This is a genomic window from Pseudomonas sp. URIL14HWK12:I12, assembly GCF_003097135.1.
GTDB lineage: Bacteria > Pseudomonadota > Gammaproteobacteria > Pseudomonadales > Pseudomonadaceae > Aquipseudomonas.
Genome location: NZ_QEQL01000004.1, coordinates 250699 through 269909 on the forward strand (window position 1 = coordinate 250699; position 19211 = coordinate 269909).

17 protein-coding genes are annotated in these 19211 nt (G+C 63.7%); 6 read left to right on the forward strand and 11 right to left on the reverse strand.

Features of this window, described 5'->3' with window-relative positions; genetic code table 11:
• The first annotated feature begins 153 nt into the window (after positions 1-153).
• The gene (locus F474_RS13830) at positions 154-1179 is read left to right on the forward strand and encodes a DNA topoisomerase IB (protein WP_097085039.1); all 1026 of its coding nucleotides are present in this window, start codon (positions 154-156) and stop codon (positions 1177-1179) included.
• Here the strand turns inward: F474_RS13830 and F474_RS22685 are convergent.
• Positions 1170-1307 (reverse strand): hypothetical protein, encoded by a 138-nt coding sequence (locus F474_RS22685; protein ID WP_097085038.1) that lies wholly within the window; start codon positions 1305-1307, stop codon positions 1170-1172. The two genes, F474_RS13830 and F474_RS22685, sit on opposite strands and share 10 nt — an antisense overlap.
• A gap of 124 nt (positions 1308-1431) precedes the next feature.
• Between F474_RS22685 and F474_RS13835 the strand changes: the two genes are divergently transcribed.
• The 4 genes from F474_RS13835 (at position 1432) to F474_RS13850 (ending at position 5007) form a co-directional block, all read left to right on the forward strand.
• Positions 1432-2232: an SDR family oxidoreductase gene (locus F474_RS13835; protein WP_097085037.1), complete on the forward strand. Its 801-nt coding sequence runs from the start codon at positions 1432-1434 to the stop codon at positions 2230-2232.
• A complete protein-coding gene (locus F474_RS13840; protein ID WP_371916141.1) occupies positions 2222-4033 on the forward strand; it encodes a glycoside hydrolase family 15 protein in 1812 nt (603 codons plus the stop codon). The genes F474_RS13835 and F474_RS13840 overlap by 11 nt, the downstream gene beginning before the upstream one ends.
• Before the next feature lie 214 nt (positions 4034-4247).
• Positions 4248-4436, forward strand: coding sequence for a carbon storage regulator CsrA (csrA, locus tag F474_RS13845; protein WP_097085035.1), 189 nt, complete (start codon positions 4248-4250; stop codon positions 4434-4436).
• 91 nt (positions 4437-4527) lie between these two features.
• The gene (locus F474_RS13850) at positions 4528-5007 is read left to right on the forward strand and encodes a hypothetical protein (RefSeq protein ID WP_097085034.1); all 480 of its coding nucleotides are present in this window, start codon (positions 4528-4530) and stop codon (positions 5005-5007) included.
• A gap of 34 nt (positions 5008-5041) precedes the next feature.
• Here F474_RS13850 and F474_RS13855 read toward each other — a convergent pair whose 3' ends face one another.
• From F474_RS13855 to rlmKL, 3 genes are all read right to left on the reverse strand, one after another.
• Positions 5042-7519 (reverse strand): excinuclease ABC subunit UvrA, encoded by a 2478-nt coding sequence (locus F474_RS13855; protein WP_097085033.1) that lies wholly within the window; start codon positions 7517-7519, stop codon positions 5042-5044.
• A gap of 59 nt (positions 7520-7578) precedes the next feature.
• Entirely contained in the window at positions 7579-9969 is a 2391-nt protein-coding gene (locus F474_RS13860) for a diguanylate cyclase (RefSeq protein WP_097085032.1), read from the reverse strand.
• Positions 9970-10049: 80 nt separating this feature from the next.
• On the reverse strand, positions 10050-12233 hold the full coding sequence (gene rlmKL / locus F474_RS13865; protein WP_097085031.1) for a bifunctional 23S rRNA (guanine(2069)-N(7))-methyltransferase RlmK/23S rRNA (guanine(2445)-N(2))-methyltransferase RlmL: 2184 nt from the start codon (positions 12231-12233) through the stop codon (positions 10050-10052).
• 477 nt (positions 12234-12710) lie between these two features.
• Here rlmKL and rmf point away from each other — a divergent pair, with 477 nt between their 5' ends.
• A complete protein-coding gene (rmf, locus tag F474_RS13870; RefSeq protein WP_097085030.1) occupies positions 12711-12926 on the forward strand; it encodes a ribosome modulation factor in 216 nt (71 codons plus the stop codon).
• A gap of 129 nt (positions 12927-13055) precedes the next feature.
• Here the strand turns inward: rmf and F474_RS13875 are convergent, their stop codons facing one another.
• The 7 genes from F474_RS13875 to F474_RS13905 all read right to left on the reverse strand — a co-directional run bounded on the left by F474_RS13875 (position 13056) and on the right by F474_RS13905 (position 19142).
• On the reverse strand, positions 13056-14075 hold the full coding sequence (locus tag F474_RS13875; protein WP_097085029.1) for a quinone-dependent dihydroorotate dehydrogenase: 1020 nt from the start codon (positions 14073-14075) through the stop codon (positions 13056-13058).
• Between the two features lie 71 nt (positions 14076-14146).
• On the reverse strand, positions 14147-14839 hold the full coding sequence (locus tag F474_RS13880; protein WP_097085028.1) for a response regulator: 693 nt from the start codon (positions 14837-14839) through the stop codon (positions 14147-14149).
• Between the two features lie 115 nt (positions 14840-14954).
• Entirely contained in the window at positions 14955-15245 is a 291-nt protein-coding gene (locus F474_RS13885) for a DUF2845 domain-containing protein (RefSeq protein WP_097085027.1), read from the reverse strand.
• A 28-nt stretch (positions 15246-15273) separates the two neighbouring features.
• The gene (locus F474_RS13890) at positions 15274-16698 is read right to left on the reverse strand and encodes a flagellar hook-length control protein FliK (RefSeq protein WP_097085026.1); all 1425 of its coding nucleotides are present in this window, start codon (positions 16696-16698) and stop codon (positions 15274-15276) included.
• A gap of 66 nt (positions 16699-16764) precedes the next feature.
• On the reverse strand, positions 16765-17058 hold the full coding sequence (locus tag F474_RS13895; protein ID WP_176510725.1) for an Hpt domain-containing protein: 294 nt from the start codon (positions 17056-17058) through the stop codon (positions 16765-16767).
• A 75-nt stretch (positions 17059-17133) separates the two neighbouring features.
• Entirely contained in the window at positions 17134-18831 is a 1698-nt protein-coding gene (locus F474_RS13900) for a fused response regulator/phosphatase (protein ID WP_097085025.1), read from the reverse strand.
• Positions 18831-19142: an STAS domain-containing protein gene (locus F474_RS13905; RefSeq protein ID WP_097085024.1), complete on the reverse strand. Its 312-nt coding sequence runs from the start codon at positions 19140-19142 to the stop codon at positions 18831-18833. Before F474_RS13905 ends, F474_RS13900 begins: the two co-directional genes overlap by 1 nt.
• Positions 19143-19211: the final 69 nt, after the last annotated feature.

The following is a 19211-nucleotide window of genomic DNA, read 5'->3' on the forward strand; positions in this document are numbered from 1 at the left end:
GGGGTGCTGACACTTCTGTAGGATTTTTCAGCAACACTCATCAGAAAAATGGAAATTTTGGGGACCACTCACCACCATCACCCCGTTGTTTTGTAGGACTTTTCCCAAGCACTGCAGGTCAATCCTACAGAGCCATCCCACGGACGACCTGCCATGCCCGAACCGATCCTGCCCCCCAGCCTGCATTACGTCGACGACGGCCAACCCGGCTGGCAACGCCGCAAGGTGCGCGGCCGCTTCGCCTATTTCGACCTGGACGGCGAGCGCATCCGCGACAAAGCGACGATCGAGCGCCTGAACAAGCTGGCCATTCCACCGGCCTATACCGACGTATGGATCTGCCCCGACCCGGCCGGCCACCTGCAGGCCACCGGCCGCGATGCACGGGGCCGCAAGCAATACCGCTATCACCCGCTGTGGCGCGAGCTGCGCGATGCCGACAAATACGCGCGGATGATCGCCTTCGGCAAAGGCCTGCCCAAGGTGCGCAAGCAACTGGAAGCTCACCTGGCCACGCCAGGGCTGTCACGCGAGACGGTGATGGCACTGGTGGTGAGCTTGCTGGACCAGACGCTGATACGCATCGGCAACACCCAGTACGCCCGGGACAACCGTTCCTACGGCCTGACGACCCTGCGTAACCGCCATGCTGAAGTCCAGGGCGCAGCCGTGAAATTCCACTTTCGAGGTAAAAGCGGTGTAGAACACGCCGTTGAGCTCAACGATAAACGCCTGGCGCGGATCATCCGCAGGTGCCAGGAATTACCGGGGCAGCAGTTGTTCCAGTACCTCGACGATGACGGCAACCGCCACAGCGTCAGCTCCCACGACGTGAACGAGTACCTCAAAACCCTGCACGGCGAGGATTTCACCGCCAAGGATTACCGCACCTGGGCGGGCTCGGCGCTGGCGCTGTCGATGCTTCGCGAGTTGCCCTGGCAACCGGACGCCGAAGCTAAACGGCATATCGTCGATCAGGTGAAGGCCGTGGCCAGGGCACTGGGGAACACCCCGGCAGTGTGCCGGCGCTGCTATATCCACCCCGCCGTGCTCGAGCGCTTTGCCATGGGGGAGCTGGAGAAGCTGCCCAAGCCCCGCAAGCGGGTGGGGTTACGCGAGGAGGAAGTAGTGCTTGCGGCGTTCCTGGAGAAGCTGGAACAGGTGGCGCATCAACTCTGACGGGGGTCGGGGTTGGCAGGGGCGCGCTTGTGCTCACCCTTCTCATTGAGCTGCTTGTTCTGCTCGCCGACCTTACCGGCGTTTTCAGGCTTGTGGTCGAGGTCTTCGCGTTTGGCTGGGCCAGTCATGGCAGGGCTCCCATTCGAGTAATGACTGAACTTCGACTGCACGCTGGTTCTGATAATTCAGCCTGGAACTCTGCCAGCAGCCCGCCGGTCAGCTGACAGACGCTTACCGCACAGGCTAAAGACGATGAACATTTCACTGAGCAAGCAAGTCGCGCTGGTTACCGGCGCCAGCTCGGGGCTGGGTTATGCCTGCGCCGAGACTCTCGCGGCAGCCGGTGCCTGGGTTGCAATCAACTACCACAGCCACGCCGAGCCTGCCGAGGCCTTGGCCGCACGCATCCGCGAACAGGGCGGCCAGGCCATAGCGTTGGCTGGCGATGTGTCGAGCGAAAGCGATGTAAAGCGCCTGGTCGAGCAGACGGTGGAGGCCTTCGGTGCGCTGGATATTCTCGTGGCCAACTCGGGCCTGCAAAAAGACGCAGCGATCGCCGACATGAGCCTGGAAGACTGGAACACAGTGATCTCCACCAACCTCACCGGCCAGTTTCTCTGCGCGCGTGAAGCGTTGCGCCAGTTCCGCCGCCAAGGGCCCCGCCCCTGGCTGTCACGCGCCCACGGCAAGATCATCCACATGAGCTCGGTTCACCAGCGCATTCCCTGGGCGGGCCATGCCAACTACGCCGCGTCCAAAGGCGGTATCGACCTGCTGATGCAAACCCTTGCACAAGAGCTGGGCAGCGAGCGCATCCGCATCAACGCCATTGCGCCGGGCGCCATCGCCACCGCCATCAACGCCGAAAACACCCAGGGCGAGGCCGCCAAGCGCCTGCTGGAGCTGATCCCCTACGGCCGGATCGGCGAGCCGCAGGATGTAGCCAATGCCGTGCTGTGGCTCGCCTCCGACCTGTCGGACTACGTGCACGGCACCACCTTGTTCATCGACGGCGGCATGAGCCTGTACCCGGAGTTTCGTAATAATGGATGAAACCTGGCGCCCGCAACCGATCGCCGATCACGGCATCATCGGCAATATGCGCAGCGCCGCCCTGGTGGCCTGCGATGGCAGCATCGATTTCTGCTGCTGGCCGGATTTCGACAGCCCCACACTGTTCTGCGCCCTGCTCGATACGCCCAAGGCGGGGCTGTTCCGGCTTGCGCCGGTACTGCCGGATGCCCGCAGGATGCAGATCTACCTACCGGGCAGCAACGTGTTGCGCACCCGCTGGATCAGCGGCGACACCATGGTCGAAGTTACCGACCTGATGCCGATCACGGTGTCTGCTGAGGCACCGCCACGCATCGTGCGGCGGGTGCAGGTCGCCCATGGCCGTGCCCGTATCGAGCTGCACTGCCGGGTCGCCCACGATTATGCCCGGGCCCAGACGCACGCCCAGGCCCAAGGCAGCGCCGTGCATTTCAGCGCCCCCGGCCAGCCCAGCCTGCGCCTGGTGGGCAGCCAGCCGCTCCACGTGCAGGACCAGGCCGCGCACGCGTACTTCGACCTTGAACAGGGTGAATGCGCCGAATTCATCCTGGGCGCTGAGGATGACCCGCTGGTGGAGGCTGGCCATGCCGAGCGCTGCCTGAACGATACGCTTTCGTTCTGGCGCGATTGGCTGTCGAAGTCGCGCTATCGCGGCCGCTGGCGAGAGGCGGTAGAGCGCTCTGCGCTGGTGCTGAAGTTGCTCACCTCACGCCAGCACGGCGCGATTCTCGCAGCGCCCACCTTCGGGCTGCCTGAAACCCCAGGAGGGGAACGCAACTGGGATTACCGCTATACCTGGATCCGTGACGCCTCCTTTACCGTCTACGCCTTCATGCGCCTAGGCTTCAGCGAAGAGGCCAACGCCTACGTGCACTGGGTACGCGAGCGCGTCAGCGATTGCTGTGGCGAACAGCGCCCCCTTCGGCTCATGTACGGCCAGGACGGCCGTGAGGAGCTGCCGGAATCCACCCTGGAGCACTTGCGCGGCCACGGTGGCGCGACGCCGGTGCGCGTTGGCAACCAGGCCTATGAGCAGAAGCAGCTGGATATCTACGGCGAGCTGATGGACGCGGTATACCTGGCCAACAAATACGGCGAAGCCATGACCCACCAAGGCTGGCGCAACTGCCAGACATTGGTGGAGCACGTGTGTGCACATTGGGAAGAAGCGGACGTCGGTATCTGGGAAAAACGCGATGCACCGCAACACTTCCTGCATTCGCGGCTGATGTGCTGGGTGGCGGTAGACCGCGCCATCCGATTGGCGCAAAAGCGCTCGCTGCCCGCACCTTTCGCCAAATGGGAGCACGCGCGGCAGGCCATTCACAACGATATCTGGGACAACTTCTGGAACCAGGACCTGGGCCACTTCGTTCAGACACGTGGAGGCACCGGCCTGGATGGCGCGATGCTGCTGATGCCGCTGGTACGCTTCGTGGGCGCTACCGACCCGCAATGGCTCTCCACGTTGAGGGCCATCGAACGGGAGCTGGTACGCGACGGCATGGTGTATCGCTACCGCGAGGATGACGGCCTGCCGGGCCAGGAAGGGGCGTTCACGGCCTGCTCGTTCTGGTACGTCGAGTGCCTGGCGCGCGCTGGGGAAGTGGACCGCGCGCACTTGGAGTTTGAGCAATTGTTGCGCTACGCCGGCCCGACCGGGTTGTACGCAGAGGAGTTCGACTCGCACGCCCACCCCCTTGGCAATGCACCTCAAGCCCTGAGCCATCTGGCGTTGATCAGTGCAGCGACTTATCTGAATCGGCTGCTCGACGGCGAAGCCATACAGTGGCAACCCTGAAAGCGGTAATGGTGGCAATTGAAACAATTCATCCGCTCGTGCTAGGCGCCAGTGCCTGTTCAAGCGATACTTGTGTACGCCAAAGCGGTTTATTCCGTAAGCATTTTCTTATGTGTCTACACTGCTTTGGAATTAATCGTTAATTACAGCGTCTCTTGGTCAACGACATTACGTCACCCAGAGCGGTACCCCAGCAAGGATCAAGGAGCCTTACATGCTGATTCTCACGCGCAAAGTCGGCGAAAGCATTGTTGTCAACGACGATATCAAGATCACTATTCTCGGCGTGAAGGGCATGCAGGTGCGCATCGGCATCGACGCACCCAAAGACGTTCAAGTACACCGCGAAGAAATCTACAAGCGCATTCAGGCCGGCACCCCCGCCCCGGAAAAAGCCGAATAACCCCACCCTCTTCCGCCCAGGCCTGCCGGCCATTCAAGCCTTCCTCGATCGCCGGGTGACCGCCCGGCAGGCCCCAGTGAGACATTGCCCGATGACGCTTCGACATGCGCTTGCCGCCTGCCTGTTGTGTTTGCCGTTGTACGCCCAGGCCGCCCAGCCCGGCGACCCGGTGCCTGCATTCACCCTGCTCGATCAGTTCGACGCGCCCTTCACCTTGGGGCCAGACACCCAACTGATATTGGTCGCTCGCAGCATGAGCGCTGCGAAGTTGATGGATGCTGCGCTCAAGGATCAGCCTAGCGGCTACCTGGAAGCCCGCCACGCCGTGTACGTGGCCGACATCGAGCGCATGCCGGCGGTGGCTAAAGTCTTCGCCATCCCGTCAATGCGCTCGGCCAAATACCGCATCCTGCTTGACCAGCAAGCGCGCGTCGCCGGCCCTCTGGACGGTGACCGCGACACCGTGCAATGGCTGGCCGTACGCGGCGGCAAGGTGGCTGAAGTGAAGAAATTCGCTGACGCCCAGCAACTGCGCGCGGCTCTGGAAGGCGTCGCCAAAGCCGCCAGCTGAACCGAATGGGCGGCCCCGGCCGCCCAGTACGGGCCTACAGGTAGACGGCCGTGCGGCTGTTGGCGCACGTACCGATATCGGCCGGCCTGCCGGCATAGACGATCTGCCCGCCCTCCTCGCCCGCGCCTGGGCCGATGTCCAGCAGCCAGTCGGCCTGGGCGACCACGCGCATGTTGTGCTCCACCAGCACCACCGTACTGCCCTCATCCACCAGCCGGTGCAGCTGCGCCATCAACCGGTCAACGTCGCTGGCGTGAAGGCCGGTAGTGGGCTCATCGAGCACATAGAGCGTGCCGCCCCGCTGCGCCCGCTGCAGTTCGGTGGCCAGCTTGATACGCTGCGCCTCACCACCGGACAGCTCCGTGGCTGGCTGGCCGAGGCGCAGGTAGCCAAGGCCGATGTCGCGCAGCACCGCCAGCGGCCGCGCCACCGCTGGCTGCTCGGCGAACACCGTGCAGGCCTGCTCCACGGTCAGGGCCAGCACCTGGGCGACGGTAAGGCCCTGCCAGGTCACTTCAAGGGTCGGCGGCGCGTAGCGTGCGCCTTCGCAGACTGGGCAGGGCGCGTACACCGACGGCATGAACAGCAGCTCGACGCTGACGAACCCCTCACCTTCGCAGCGTGGGCAGCGCCCCTTGGCAACGTTGAAGGAAAATTGCCCGGCATCGAAGCCGCGCGCCTTGGCCGCTTCGGTGCCAGCGAAGAGTTTGCGCACCGCATCGAACAGGCCCGTGTAGGTGGCCAGGTTCGAGCGCGGGGTGCGCCCGATCGGCTTCTGATCCACCCACACCAACCGGCGCAGGTGCTCCAGCCCCTCCACCACCGTGCCCTGGGTGCGCTCCAGGGAGAGGTCTTCAAGCTCCGCTTCGGCTTCCGGCACTTGCGGCGCCTTGCCCAGGCCTTGCTCTACCAATTCCAGCAAAGCCTGGCTTACCAGGCTGGATTTGCCCGACCCCGACACCCCGGTCACCGCCGTGAGGCACCCCAGCGGGAAAGCAGCCTCCAGCTCGCGCAGGTTGTTGCGGGTGACTCCGGCAAGCCTCAGCCAGCCGTGGGTCGGCCTGGCCACCCGCGCCTCGACCGGCACCTGGTCGAAGAGGTAGCGTGCAGTGTGCGAACTGGTCACCTCGGCCAGCCCGGCCAGCGGCCCGCTGTAGAGCACCTGGCCGCCTTGCTCACCCGCATCGGGGCCGACGTCGACGATCCAGTCCGCACGGCGCAGGGTGCGCAGGTCATGCTCGACCACGAACAGCGAATTACCCGCGCGCTTGAGCCCCTCCAGGGCTTCAAGCAAGGCATCGCCATCGGCCGGGTGCAAGCCGGCAGAGGGCTCATCGAGCACATACACCACACCAAACAGTTGCGAGGTCAGTTGGGTGGCCAGGCGCAGCCGTTGCAGCTCGCCCGATGATAGCGTGGTAGTGCCGCGCTCAAGGGTGAGGTAGCCAAGGCCCAGGTCGGTGAGCGTGGCGATGCGTGTCAGCAGCCCAGCAGCCATGTGCTGCGCGGCGAGGGCTTTCTCGGCGCTTAGGCCCTCGCCAGGTTGCCCGCCGGCGACTGTTTCGAGCAGCACCGCCAGGCGCGTGAGCGGCAGGCGCTGCAGCTCGCCGATGTCCAGCCCGGCAAATCGCACGGCCAGTGCCTCGGCCTTGAGCCGCTTGCCATGGCAGGCCGGGCAGAGGCTACCGACCATGAACTGGCTCACACGTTTTTTCATCTGCGCGCTTTGCGAGTGGCTGAAGGTATGGAGCACATAGCGGCGTGCGCCGCAGAACGTGCCCATGTAGCTAGGCTCCAGCTTCTGCTTGAGGGCGCGCTGGGTCTGCTCGGGGCTCATGCCGGCGTACACCGGCACGGTGGGCGTTTCGTCGGTGAACAGAATCCAGTCCCGTTGCGCCTGAGGCAGCTCGCGCCATGGCCGGTCGACGTCGTAGCCGAGCGTGACCAGGATGTCGCGGTAGTTCTGCCCCTGCCAGGCGGTGGGCCAAGCCGCGACGGCCCGCTCACGAATAGTCAATGAGTCGTCCGGCACCATCGAACGCTCGGTGACTTCATACACCCGCCCCATCCCGTGGCAGGTGGGGCAGGCCCCTTGGGGGGTATTGGGCGAAAAATCCTCGGCATAAAGCATCGCCGCACCGTCGGGAAAGTGCCCCGCCCGCGAGTAGAGCATGCGCACCAGGCTGCCCAGGCCGGTGACACTGGCAAGGCTCGAGCGGGTGCTGGGGGTCCCGCGCTGCTGCTGAAGCGCAACCGCAGGTGGCAGCCCGTCGATGCTGTCGACGTCCGGAACGCCGACCTGGTCGATCAACCGCCGGGCATACGGCGCCACTGACTCGAAATAGCGCCGCTGCGCCTCGGCATACAACGTGCCGAAGGCCAAGGAGGATTTGCCAGAGCCCGAGACACCGCTGAAGACCACCAGTGCATCGCGCGGGATGTCGACATCGACGTTCTTGAGATTGTGTTCACGAGCACCGCGAACGCGGACGAAACCTGAAACAGATGACATGAAAGGCGGCCGTCCTGGAATGGGCAAGCCACCCACGCTACCCAAACTTGGCCAGTGGCTCAAGCATGAGGCTCGACCCGATTGCGCCCCTTCTGCTTGGCCGCATACACAGCGGCGTCGGCGCGCTGCAGCAAGGCATCTCCACCCTCCCCGGCCTGCCAGCTGGCCACACCGAAACTGCCGGTCACCACACCAACGCCGTCCACCGGCGCTCGCTCCAGCGCCTGGCGCAGGTCTTCAGCCAGGGCCTGCGCCTGGGCGCCGTCGGTGCTTGGGCAAAGGATGATGAACTCCTCGCCGCCCAGGCGGCAGAAAATGTCATTGCGCCGCAACCGCGCCGCGACCCGGCGGCACAGGGCTTGCAAAACCGTGTCACCCAGGGCGTGGCCGAAACGGTCGTTGACCGACTTGAAGTGATCGACATCCAGCATGATCACTGACAACGGTGTACCGTCGCGGCGGGCGCGTTCGAGCTCGGCCTGCAGGCGCTCCTGAAAGTAGCGACGGTTATTGATGCCAGTGAGTGCATCGGTGATCGACAGCGCACGCAGCTCTTCTTCCACCCGCTTGAGGTCAGTGATGTCGAACAGCGAGCCATGCCAGATGATCGCGCCGTCCGGCATGGCTTCAGGGGTTGCCTCGCCACGCACCCAACGCAGGCCCTGGCGCGGCAGGCATACGCGGTACTCTTGGCGCCAGCGGCTGAGCTCTCGGGCAGATACCCGGATCGACTCGCGCACCATATCCACATCGGCCGGGTGCATGCGTTCGAAGGCCGGAGCCCCATCGGCATAGAGCCGCTCAGGTGCCACTTCGTAGATGTCCTGCATGCCGCGGCTCAGGTAAGTGAAGCAGTTGCTGCCATCGGCGCCCAGGCGGAACTGGAAGATTCCGCCCGGCACTTCAGCGCTGAGTTTTTCCAGCAGGCGATCGCGCGCCGCCAGGGCCTGCAAGGTGCGCTGGCTTTCAGTCACGTCCTGGCACACTGCCAAGTGGCCGATGGCCTGTTGATGCTCATCGTGCACGGCGGTCACCAGCATGCTGACGGCGACCTGAGCGCCGTTGCGCCGGACCAACGTCCAGTGCTGTGCTTGCGGGGCCTCATCGCGCAGGCTGGCTTCAAGCATTGCCCGCGCCGGCGAGCAGGGCAGCCCTCGCTCATCTACGCAGTCACGTACCCGTTCGCGCAGCTCATGATGGACATGCAGGTCGGCCAGGCTGAGTTTGCCCACCACCTGCTCGGCGCGGTAATCCAGCATGCGCTCGGCCCCGGCGTTGAAGGTTGTGATGCAGCCTTTCAGGTCGGTTGCGATGATCGCAACTTCGGTCGCGGCGTCCAGCACGTTCTGTAATTGCCCATGGATTCGGCGCAGGCGCGTTTCGCTCTCGGACAGCTGCGCGGTACGCCGTGCAACCAGTGCCAGGGCCCGCTGGCCTTGGCTCACCAGGCTGAAGAGCAAGCCAGCCACCAACACACTGAGCAAGCCACCGAACAGCAGCGCGACCTGTGCGGTGGAAGTGCGGTTGGCAAGGGCGAATACTTCGCTGGGCACAATCGCCAGTTGATACACGCGCCCACCCATCTGCAACGTCCGGGTTTGCATCAGCGGCATGCCAGGTGCGCTCGCACCGGTGCTGTATAGCAACAGCGGCTCAGCCGGAAGGGTCACATCTCGCACAGTCAATCGCAGGTTGTCCTCCCCAGGCTTGGGCAAACCTTCGGTCATCAATTGACCGATGCTCACCGCAGCGGTTACGAACCCCATGGGCGGCCCTGCGCCAGCCGGGGTGCCAGCCTGGTAGACCGGGGCCACCAGCAGCAAACCTTGGGCCCGTTCAGGTTCGATGCCCATCAGCTTCAACGGCGCGCTGGCCGCTGCTGCCGCAGTCGCCACCGCCTGGTTGAAGGCAGCCGCGCGCACCGGCTCGCTGCGGGGGTCCAAGCCCAAGGGCATTTGCATCCGGCTCGCACTACGAAGATAGAAGACCGGGTAGTAGTCGGCGCGCCGTCCAGCCGGGGCCGGCTTTGCGCCGTTCCAGTCGAGAATGGAAAAGCCCGGCAAGCCCTCGACCCTGGCGCGGCGCTCGAAGGCGTCACGCTCGGCATCAGTGATGCGCGGCAGCCACGCGTAGGTTTGTGTCAATTGCAACAACGGCCCCGCGTAGCCGTTGAACTCGCTGCGGCTCACCTGTTCGGAAAAGGCGAAAAACCGCTGAAGGCTGGCCAAGCGCTGTTGCTGGTCGAAAAAACGTTCCTGCAGCCGGCTGAAGCGCTCCTGAGCCAACAATTCGAAGCGCTGGTGGAGTTGCTCCTGCGCCAGGTGGTCCAGCCCCGACGCAATCATCACACTGACCAACCCGCCGCCCAACAGCCCCACGCATGCGACCAGCCAGGCTGATGCGCCTTCGCTGATGAAACCGAGGATTCTGGGGCGAGCGGACGGCGGCATCGGCTTTTCTCACAAACGCGTCACACGGTTATAGCGATTCGCCACCCAAATGAATAGCCCCGGCGCCCCGGGGCATCGGCTCAAGCCGTGGTGATGCGCCACGCACGGTGGATCTTGTCGTTACGGGCAAAGTCCGGTGCCCGGGTGCTCGCGGTGATCTCCTCTACCCGATAGCGCTGCTGCAGGGTTTCGTCGAGCACGAACTTGCGGAAGTTGTTGGAGAAATACAGCACGCCGCCTTCGGCCAGGCGGGCCATGGCCAGGTCGATCAGGCGTACGTGGTCGCGCTGCACGTCGAACACCCCTTCCATGCGCTTGGAGTTGGAGAAAGTCGGCGGGTCGATGAAGATCAACTCGTACGCCTCGCGATGGCCTTCGAGCCACTCCATGACGTCGCCCTGCTCCAGGCGGTGCTTATCGGAAAACCCGTTCAAAGACAGGTTACGCCGCGCCCAGTCAAGATAGGTACGCGACAGGTCGACGCTGGTGCTGCTACGTGCACCGCCCTTGGCGGCATGCACCGTTGCGGTACCGGTATAGCAGAACAGGTTGAGAAAGCGCTTGCCGGCAGCCTCCTGCTGCAGCCGCAGGCGCATTGGCCGGTGGTCAAGAAACAGCCCGGTGTCCAGGTAATCGGTCAGGTTCACCAGCAGCCGCGCGCCGCCTTCACTGACTTCCATGAAGCGCCCTTCGCTACCCTGGCGTTCGTACTGGCGGCTGCCAGCCTGGCGCTCGCGGCGTTTGACCACCACCTGGCGCGGGTCGACACCCAGCGCCGGTGGGATCGCTGCCAGCGCGTCGAGCAAACGCGCCTGGGCCTTTTCCGGGGCGATCGACTTGGGCGCGGCGTATTCCTGCACGTGCACCCAGTCGCGGTAAAGGTCGACAGCCACGGCGTACTCGGGCATGTCGGCGTCATACACCCGGTAGCATTCCACCTGCTCCCGGCGGGCCCACTTGCCCAGTTGGCGCAGGTTCTTTTGCAGGCGATTGGCGAACATCTGCCCGCCCTCCGACAGCCGCGCCGGGGCATTGGCCGGGGAAGGTGCAACGCCCTCCTCGCCTTGCGGGCGCTCGCCCCGCTCGGTAACGAACTGCGCAGGCACTACGTCGATCAACAACAGCTTGCACGGCAGCGCGCCGTTCCAGAAGGCGTACTGCTTGTGGCTGCGCAGGCCCATGCGCTTACCCAGGTCGGGGGCGGCGGTGAACACCGCCGCCTGCCAGTTCAGGCAAGCCTGGCGCAGCCGCTCGCCGAGGTTCTGGTAGAGGTAGAGCAGGCTGGCTTCATCGCCGAGGCGCTCGCCATAGGGCGGGTTGCACACCACAAGGCCTTTCTGGTGCTGGTCAGGGCGCGGTTCGAAAGTGGCCACTTCACCTTGGTAGATCTTGATCCAGTCGCTCAGGCCGGCACGCTCGACGTTGTTGCGCCCTGGCTGGATAAGCCGCGGGTCGGCTTCGTAACCGCGAATCCACAGCGGCGGCCGTGCCAGGCCCGCTTCGGCGCGCGCCTGAGCCTGCTCGTGCAGCTTGCGCCACACGGCCGGCACGTGCCCCTGCCAGGCGCTGAAACCCCAGCGTTCACGCTTGAGGTTGGGTGCGATGTCGGCGGCCATCATCGCCGCCTCGACCAAGAAGGTGCCCACGCCACACATCGGGTCGGCCAATGCCCCGCCTTCGGCAGCGATACGGGGCCACCCCGCGCGAATCAGGATAGCGGCGGCGAGGTTTTCCTTGAGCGGTGCAGCGCCCTGCTGAAGGCGGTAGCCGCGCTGATGCAAGCTGTGCCCGGAGAGGTCCAGCGAGAGGATCGCCTGGCCTTTGTCCAGGCGCAGGTGGATACGCACATCAGGGTTGAGCTTGTCGACCGAGGGGCGCTCGCCCGCAGCGTTACGCAGGCGGTCGACGATAGCGTCCTTTACCTTCAAGGCGCCGAAATGGGTGTTGTCGATGCCGGAACCATGGCCGCTGAACTCCACCGCCAGGCTACCGGTGGGTGCCAGGTGTTCCTGCCAGTCAAGGCTGTGCACGCCGTGGTACAGATCTTCGGCGTTGGCCATCTGGAAGCGAGAGAGCACCAGCAACACGCGGTTGGCCAGGCGCGACCAGAGGCACAAACGATAGGCTGTTTCCAGCGAGCCCTGCCCGCGAATAGCCGCGGTGGCCTGGCGAACATCCTCAAGCCCCAGGTTGGCGGCTTCATCGGCCAGCAGGCCCTCAAGGCCCTTGGGGCACGTCAGGAACAACTCATGCATCTCAGACATCGATCATCTACCTCATCAAGGCCACCGCGCACGGTGAGCCGGGTTACTGGCGCTGGTCCCGCAGCGCCACGGCGATGCCACATGGCATCAGGCCACCTGCCGATGGCAGGCAGTTCAAGGGCACAGGTTACAAAAAAACCCAGACCCTTCGTCTAAATTCCTACGCAGGCATCAACCCATCAAAAGTAATAGCCTAATGCTTGCAACTTCCACAGAGCGCCCTGATTGAGAGCTTTTCACAAATAGCAACCCCGAAATTATTCGGTTACTTATCGTGCTTGATGCTAAACATGACGTGGTTATGACAAAACGATCATTCCCCTCGCCGCCTTATTTGAATTAGAAATCACCTCAGGCGGTTCATATGCACCGCCTTAGACGCCCGCGACGCCGGCAGCGGGCACAACATCACCGGCAGAACGATTCTGCCCGGCCTCCCGGAGGCCGATGCGACGTCAACAACGAGGGCCTACCCCTATGAGAAGACTCAAGCGTGATCCGTTGGAACGAGCATTCAGCAAAGGCTACCAATATGGTGTGAGCGGTAAGTCCCGCGAGCTATGCCCTTTTACCTTACCTACCGTTCGCCAAGCCTGGATCAACGGCTGGCGTGAGGGCCGCAGCGATCAATGGGACGGCATGACCGGCACCGCAGGCATCCATCGCCTTAACCAACTTCACGCGGTCGGCTGAGCCGCCGACACCTCTCTAGTGCAACACCGTTATGACCAGCCCGCCTGATCCGGGCGGCGGGTGAGTGGCAAGGCTGGAACGCCTGCCACGTGACCCCAGGGGCCTCCGTCGAGGCCCCTTCACAACGCTTCAGCGCATCGCAGCGATTGCGTCGACCGCCTCGCGAATCAACGACGGCCCCCGGTAAATGAAACCCGAATAGACCTGCACCAGGCTCGCGCCTGCGGCGATCTTCTCTGCCGCGTGCGCGCCTTCGGTGATGCCACCGGCGGCGATGATCGGCATGCGCCCACCCAGCTCGGTTGCGAGCACACGTACGGTGTGAGTGCACTTCTCGCGCACCGGGCCGCCGGAGAGACCCCCGGCCTCTTCGGCATGCGCCAGCCCCTCGACGCCCTCACGGCCGAGTGTGGTGTTGGTGGCAATCACCGCATCCATACCCGAGGCCAACAGCGCCTGCGCAACCTGGGCAGTTTCCTCGTCGGTCATGTCCGGCGCGATCTTGATCGCCAATGGCACCCGTTTGCGATGCTCAGTGGCCAGCACCTCGCGGCGCTCGGCTAGCGCGTCCAGCAGTTGCTTGAGTGAGTCACCGAATTGCAGGCTGCGCAGGCCGGGCGTGTTTGGCGAGCTGACGTTCACGGTGATGTAGCTGGCATGGGCGTAGACCTTGTTCAGGCCGATCAGATAGTCGCTCACCGCGGCCTCGACCGGGGTGTCGAAGTTCTTGCCGATATTGATGCCCAGCACGCCCTTGAACCGTGCTGCCCGCACCCGCTCAATCAAATGGTCGACGCCCAGGTTGTTGAACCCCATACGGTTAATGATCGCCTGCGCCTGCGGCAGCCTGAACAGGCGCGGCTTGGGGTTGCCCGGCTGCGGGCGCGGAGTGACGGTGCCGATTTCAACGAAGCCAAAACCCAATTGAGCAAACCCGTCGATGGCCGCGCCATTCTTGTCGAGCCCTGCCGCCAGCCCGACAGGGTTGGGAAATTGCAACCCCATGACCGTCACCGGGTGCAAGGCCGGCGGCTTGGCCAGCAGGCCATTGATACCCAGCCGGCCACCGGCGCCGATCAGGTCAAGGGACAGATCGTGGGAGGTTTCCGGAGAAAGTTTGAACAGCAGCTGGCGGGCCAGGTTGTACATGGGCGGAGCACGCTCGCGGGTGGAAATTGCAGGGGCGCCGATTATAGCCACAACCGCCGCCGGCTTTAAGCTCAAAGCGCGCCAAGCCGATAGCCGACGCCAATCTCTGTCATGATGTAGCGCGGTGCGGCCGGATCATCGCCCAGCTTCTGGCGCAAGTGGCCGACAACGATACGCAGGTAATGGCTGTCTTCGGCGTGGGTAGGGCCCCAGATGTCCATCAACAACTGGCGCTGGGTGATCACCCGGCCAGGGTGGCGGGCCAATTGGGCAAGCACTGCGTATTCCTTGCGCGTCAGCGCCAGCGGCTCACCGGCCAAGGTCACCCGGCGCGCGGCCAAGTCCAGGTACAGCGCACCTACCTCTACCAGCAAGGCCTGCTCGGGGGGGTGATTGCGGCTCTGGCGCAACAGACCTCGCACACGCGCCAGAAACTCCTGGATGCCAAACGGCTTGGTCATGTAGTCATTGGCGCCGGCGTCCAGGGCGCGCACCTTCTGGTCTTCGCTGGCCCGTACAGACAGCACCATTACCGGCACCTGGGTCCATTCGCGCAGTTCGCACACCACTTGCTGGCCGTCGAGGTCGGGCAGGCCGAGGTCAAGCACGATCAGGTCTGGCTGGCCGAGGGCAGCCTCCGCCAGGCCAGCCTGGGCCGTGGATGCCTCCAGCACGCGATAGCCTTGCGCGGCCAGGCTGATGCGCAGGAACTTACGGATCTGGGCTTCGTCGTCGATGACCAGAACGGTGCTGGCTGGGGTCATTGGCAGGTTTCAAGCGCTGAAGGATCGAAGGCGCCAAGCATAGGCCGATGGCCAGCGACATGCTACCCCGCTTCCCTGCTGCTTCAGCGGCACTGCATAGGCTGAGGCAGGCCTTCTAGAATGGCGGCTTGCGCTCAGTACGCTGCTCGACCAGCTTGTCTTCGATGAATCGCAAGTACTGCCAGGCACCGCCATTAGGGCCGTACACCCAGATACTGATGCGCACCGCGCCGTAGATAGGCGCTGGCTCTTCAACATACTTATAGGCCGGCGGCCCGCACTTGCTCAGCACCTCACCCATGCGTGCGTCGCTGCTGACCACCGAAGTGCCGCATCGGAATGTTGCCTGGGCGCCGGTTGCCCAGCTCAGCATGGCCAGGCCCAACCAGAAATTAACGGTTTTCATGCGCCCAAGCTTAGCCCAAGCGCAGGGTTCAGGCGTAATAGTCGACCAGGCTACTGCCCACCACGGCCTGCGCTGCAGGCGCCTCGATGGCATCCAGACCCTCGTCGGCGCCAGTACCGCGCCCGCCATTGCCACCGCGCTCACCGCTGCCCTGGCCCCGCTGGCTGGCCTGGGCCTGCTGCTGTTGCTGCTGTTGCTGTTGCTGGCGGGATTGGTCGGCGACATTCACATCGACGTTGTTCAAACCCTGCTGCGCCAGCATGTCGCGCAGGCGCCCCTGCTGGCTCTCAAGCGCTTCGCGCACGGCGATGTGCGCACTGCTGAATGTCACTTGGGTCTGCTGGTCGGCGGTCACGTCCACACGTATGTCCAGGCGGCCGAGTTCGAGCGGGTTAAGCTTGATATCGGCAGATTTCAGGTTCTGGCTCGACAGGTACATCACCCGGTTCACCAGCCCTTCGGTCCAGCCGCTCTGCTGCATCTGCAGCGGTTGGGCCGCGGCGCTAGCCTGGGCCTTGGCCGTATCGGTCACCGCCGGGCCGGACAGGCCTTGCAGGCGAGTTGCGAAATCTTCGAGCCGAGTACTGCGCTCGGGGCCCGCGCCGGGCTGGTGCTCGTCATCCGGCGCGTTCCCGAGCTGGCTCGCGTCACCCTGGCCGGCCGACTTGCCTTGAGCCAGCGTATCGAGCACTTCACTGAATGGCTGAGCCTCGGCCTTTTCACCGCCTTGGCTTGCGGCGTGGTCATCGTCCAGGGCATGCGCGGAGGTCGTACCGTTGGCCTTGGCATTGTGTTCCAGTGCCATGCGCACCATCGGCAGGTCGGCCAGCGCATCACCCGGTGGCCCGCTCTCATCGCCATCGGTGCTGGCTGCCGCTGCCTGAACGGCAGGTTGTGGCTGAACCACAGGCGGCGGCACCACGGCCTCAGGCTGAGGTTGCGACGCTGCCACGGTGGGCTCTGGCGTAGGCGCTGTAGGGGGCATCTGCGCCAGCGGATCCTTCAAGGTGCCGTCGTCGACTGCAAGATCATCGTCTTGGTCATCGGCCGAGACGCTGTCATCGGCAACATCAGCCTTGTCTTTGGGGCTGGGCTTGGTATCGGCCTTGGCGGAGGAAGAGGCCTTGTCGTTGCCGCTAGGCCGGTCATTGGCCTTGGCCGGCAAATCCTTGCCGCCGGCGGCAACCTGATCCTTTGCACCGGGGGCATGGTCGGGCGCTGACGGTTTATTGTCGGCGGCGTCAAATGCATGACCACTCGCCTTCGACGCCGTATCCGGCCGATTGAAGGCTGCCGCCGGCTGCTGGCTAGCATAAACCTGAGAGAAGCTCTGGCCTGCGTCGTTGGTGAAACTGGCCGGCTTGGAAGGCGAACTGCCCGCAAGGGCATTAGCGCCCTTGGCGGCACCGACGCCGGAATTGGCTTGCAGCAGTGGATTGGAAGCGACAGCCATGTAGAACACCCCATAGCGCTGAATAGATGGCACAGTGCAAAGGGTTTAGCAATTAACGGGCCAGGCTCAGGGTACGCAGCGCTGCCGTTCGTCTTCGAAGAGCTTGCGTACCGTGCCGAATTCGATGCCTATGCGGTTGACCAGGTCTTCGATGCCCTGAAATGGGCCCCGTGTGGCGCGCTCTTCGAGCTCACGGCACAGCTCTGCCAGGTACACCGCGCCCATATTGCTGCTGCTGCCCTTGAAGCTGTGCGCAGCTTGGCCCAGCACCTTGGCGTCACGCACCTGGTGCAAGTGGTCGACACGCACGGCGGAGTCGCTCAGGAAGGTCTCGAGCAACAGGGGGTATTCATCTTCCATCACTTCCCTCAGCGCACTCAGCACTGAATAGTCGAGGTGTTCAATAACCACAGTGTCCTCCTTGATCGCGCGCAATTATGCCTCAGTCCTCCAGATGAATTCCACGCGGGCGCAGCGCCCGTCGTCGGACCATTGCGCCTGGTGCGCTAGCTCCCTGATCAATTTCATGCCACGCCCTGAATAGCTCTGCTTGCCCAAGGGGGCCTTGACGTCGAAGCCGGGGCCGCTGTCGCGCACGCTGATCGCCAATTCGCCACCGCCACCTGCTAGCGGGTGTATATCCAGGTCTACCCGCACATAACCTTCTTCGAGCGCCTCCAGGCGCGCCTGACGTTGAGCGTAGTACTCGGCGAACCCTTTTGCGTCGGCTTTCAGGCTCGACGCCAAGCCCAGAACGCCGTGCTCCAGAGCGTTGGAGTATAGCTCGGTAAGCACCGTATAAAGCGCGCCGCTCTGGTCACGCAAGCCCTGCACCTCCAGCAGCAACTGCAGGAGGAACGGCAGGGGGTTGTAACGGCGCAGCGTCTGGGCGCGAAATTCAAAACCGACCGACCAGTCCCGGGGTGTCAATTGCCCGCTGTCCACCGGCGCCAGCACTGCCTCGCTCGCCTCACCGGGTGCCCAGCCACGAATCTGCACCATGCTCACATCATCCCGAGACTCGCCTCTGAATTCGGCAAGGGCCTCGCGGATGTCTTCGAACAGGCGCTCGGGGTCTTTGTTGTGATCGAACACGCGATGCAGACGGTCCAGGCCAAACAGCTCGTCGTGTTCGTTCGCCGTATCGATCACGCCATCGGACATCAGAAACACGCGATCCCCTGGCCTGAAGGGCATGGTCTCGAACGCGCTGTCGAAACTTTTGCTTTCGAGGATGCCCAAGGGCAGGTGACGCGACACAACAGGGGTACGTGGCCCGTCGGCAGGCTGCAGGTAACCATCAGGCATGCCGCCGCTCCACACCTCGAGCACCTGCCGCCGCGGGCTGATATTGAGTAAGGTAGCGCAGCAGAACATGTCTACGGGCAGGATGCGCTTGAGCTTGGCGTTCATCTCTCGCAAGGTCTCAGCCAGCCCATAGCCTTTGGCTGCCATGCCATAAAAGGCTTCCGCGAGCGGCATGGCCCCCACGGCCGCGGGCAGGCCGTGGCCGGTGAAATCACCCAACATCACGTGCATGTCCCCACGGGGGGTGTAGGCCGCCAGCAACAAGTCGCCGTTGAACAACGCATAGGGCGATTGCAGGTAGCGGATATTCTCGGTGTTCAGGCAGCCAGAGTGCGCTACCTGATCGAAAACCGCCTTGGCCACCCGCTGCTCGTTCAGCAGATGGTTGTGGTGGTGAGCCAACAGGTCGCGCTGCTCCAGCACAGTGGCCTGCAGCCTGCGCATGCGCTCCATCGCCTTGATCTTGGCGCCGAGCACCACCTGGTTGTAGGGCTTGGCGAGAAAATCATCGCCACCTGCCTCCACACACTGCACCAGTGCCTGTTCCTCAGTGAGCGAGGTCAGGAAGATGATGGGGACCAGTTCATCGCCTGCCCTCGCCTTGATCTGCCGCGCCGCCTCGAACCCATCCATGACCGGCATCATTGCATCGAGCAACACCAGCTGCGGCCGTACCTGTTCGAATATCCTGACGGCTTCCTCACCATTGCCTGCCTGGAGCACATGGTGCCCCTGGCGGCGGACGATGCCCGACAGCAACATGCGGTCGGTCATGTTGTCATCGGCAATCAGGATGGTGAGGGCCGGCGCGTCACCGACCCTCATCAATTACCCTGAATGTCGAACAGTTTGTCGAAGTTCGAGATGGCGAGAATTTTGCGAACATCAGTGTTGGGGCGCTTGAGCCGAACGCGGGCAGCCTCGCCACCGGCGTAGTCTCGCAGCAACAGCAGCATGCCGAGAGCAGAGCTGTCGAGGTAGGTCGCGTCGCCAAGGTCCACTTCGTAGACCCCGGCCTCTTTGCCAAATCGTTCGTAAGCAGTACGAAACTCGTGATGTGCGCCGAAATCGAAGCGACCGCTGACGGTAATGGTCACTACGCTCCCGTCCTGGGACAGATCGGATGTTACAGCCATGGTGGCATCCTTTTTCTAGGTGGCAGCTGCCAGAAATGTTTGGCACTGGGAAAACCGACCATAGTCGAT

Coding starts and splice junctions, on each gene's coding strand:
- F474_RS13900 (WP_097085025.1), bottom strand. CDS start 18,831: ATGAGGGTCGGTGACGCGCCGGCCCTCACCATCCTGATTGCCGATGAC.
- F474_RS13880 (WP_097085028.1), bottom strand. CDS start 14,839: ATGACCCCAGCCAGCACCGTTCTGGTCATCGACGACGAAGCCCAGATC.
- F474_RS13850 (WP_097085034.1), top strand. CDS start 4,528: ATGACGCTTCGACATGCGCTTGCCGCCTGCCTGTTGTGTTTGCCGTTG.
- F474_RS13860 (WP_097085032.1), bottom strand. CDS start 9,969: ATGCCGCCGTCCGCTCGCCCCAGAATCCTCGGTTTCATCAGCGAAGGC.
- csrA (WP_097085035.1), top strand. CDS start 4,248: ATGCTGATTCTCACGCGCAAAGTCGGCGAAAGCATTGTTGTCAACGAC.
- F474_RS13890 (WP_097085026.1), bottom strand. CDS start 16,698: ATGGCTGTCGCTTCCAATCCACTGCTGCAAGCCAATTCCGGCGTCGGT.
- F474_RS13835 (WP_097085037.1), top strand. CDS start 1,432: ATGAACATTTCACTGAGCAAGCAAGTCGCGCTGGTTACCGGCGCCAGC.
- F474_RS22685 (WP_097085038.1), bottom strand. CDS start 1,307: ATGACTGGCCCAGCCAAACGCGAAGACCTCGACCACAAGCCTGAAAAC.
- F474_RS13885 (WP_097085027.1), bottom strand. CDS start 15,245: ATGAAAACCGTTAATTTCTGGTTGGGCCTGGCCATGCTGAGCTGGGCA.
- F474_RS13895 (WP_176510725.1), bottom strand. CDS start 17,058: ATGGAAGATGAATACCCCCTGTTGCTCGAGACCTTCCTGAGCGACTCC.
- F474_RS13875 (WP_097085029.1), bottom strand. CDS start 14,075: ATGTACAACCTGGCCCGCCAGCTGCTGTTCAAACTTTCTCCGGAAACC.
- F474_RS13830 (WP_097085039.1), top strand. CDS start 154: ATGCCCGAACCGATCCTGCCCCCCAGCCTGCATTACGTCGACGACGGC.
- F474_RS13905 (WP_097085024.1), bottom strand. CDS start 19,142: ATGGCTGTAACATCCGATCTGTCCCAGGACGGGAGCGTAGTGACCATT.
- F474_RS13855 (WP_097085033.1), bottom strand. CDS start 7,519: ATGTCATCTGTTTCAGGTTTCGTCCGCGTTCGCGGTGCTCGTGAACAC.
- rmf (WP_097085030.1), top strand. CDS start 12,711: ATGAGAAGACTCAAGCGTGATCCGTTGGAACGAGCATTCAGCAAAGGC.
- rlmKL (WP_097085031.1), bottom strand. CDS start 12,233: ATGTCTGAGATGCATGAGTTGTTCCTGACGTGCCCCAAGGGCCTTGAG.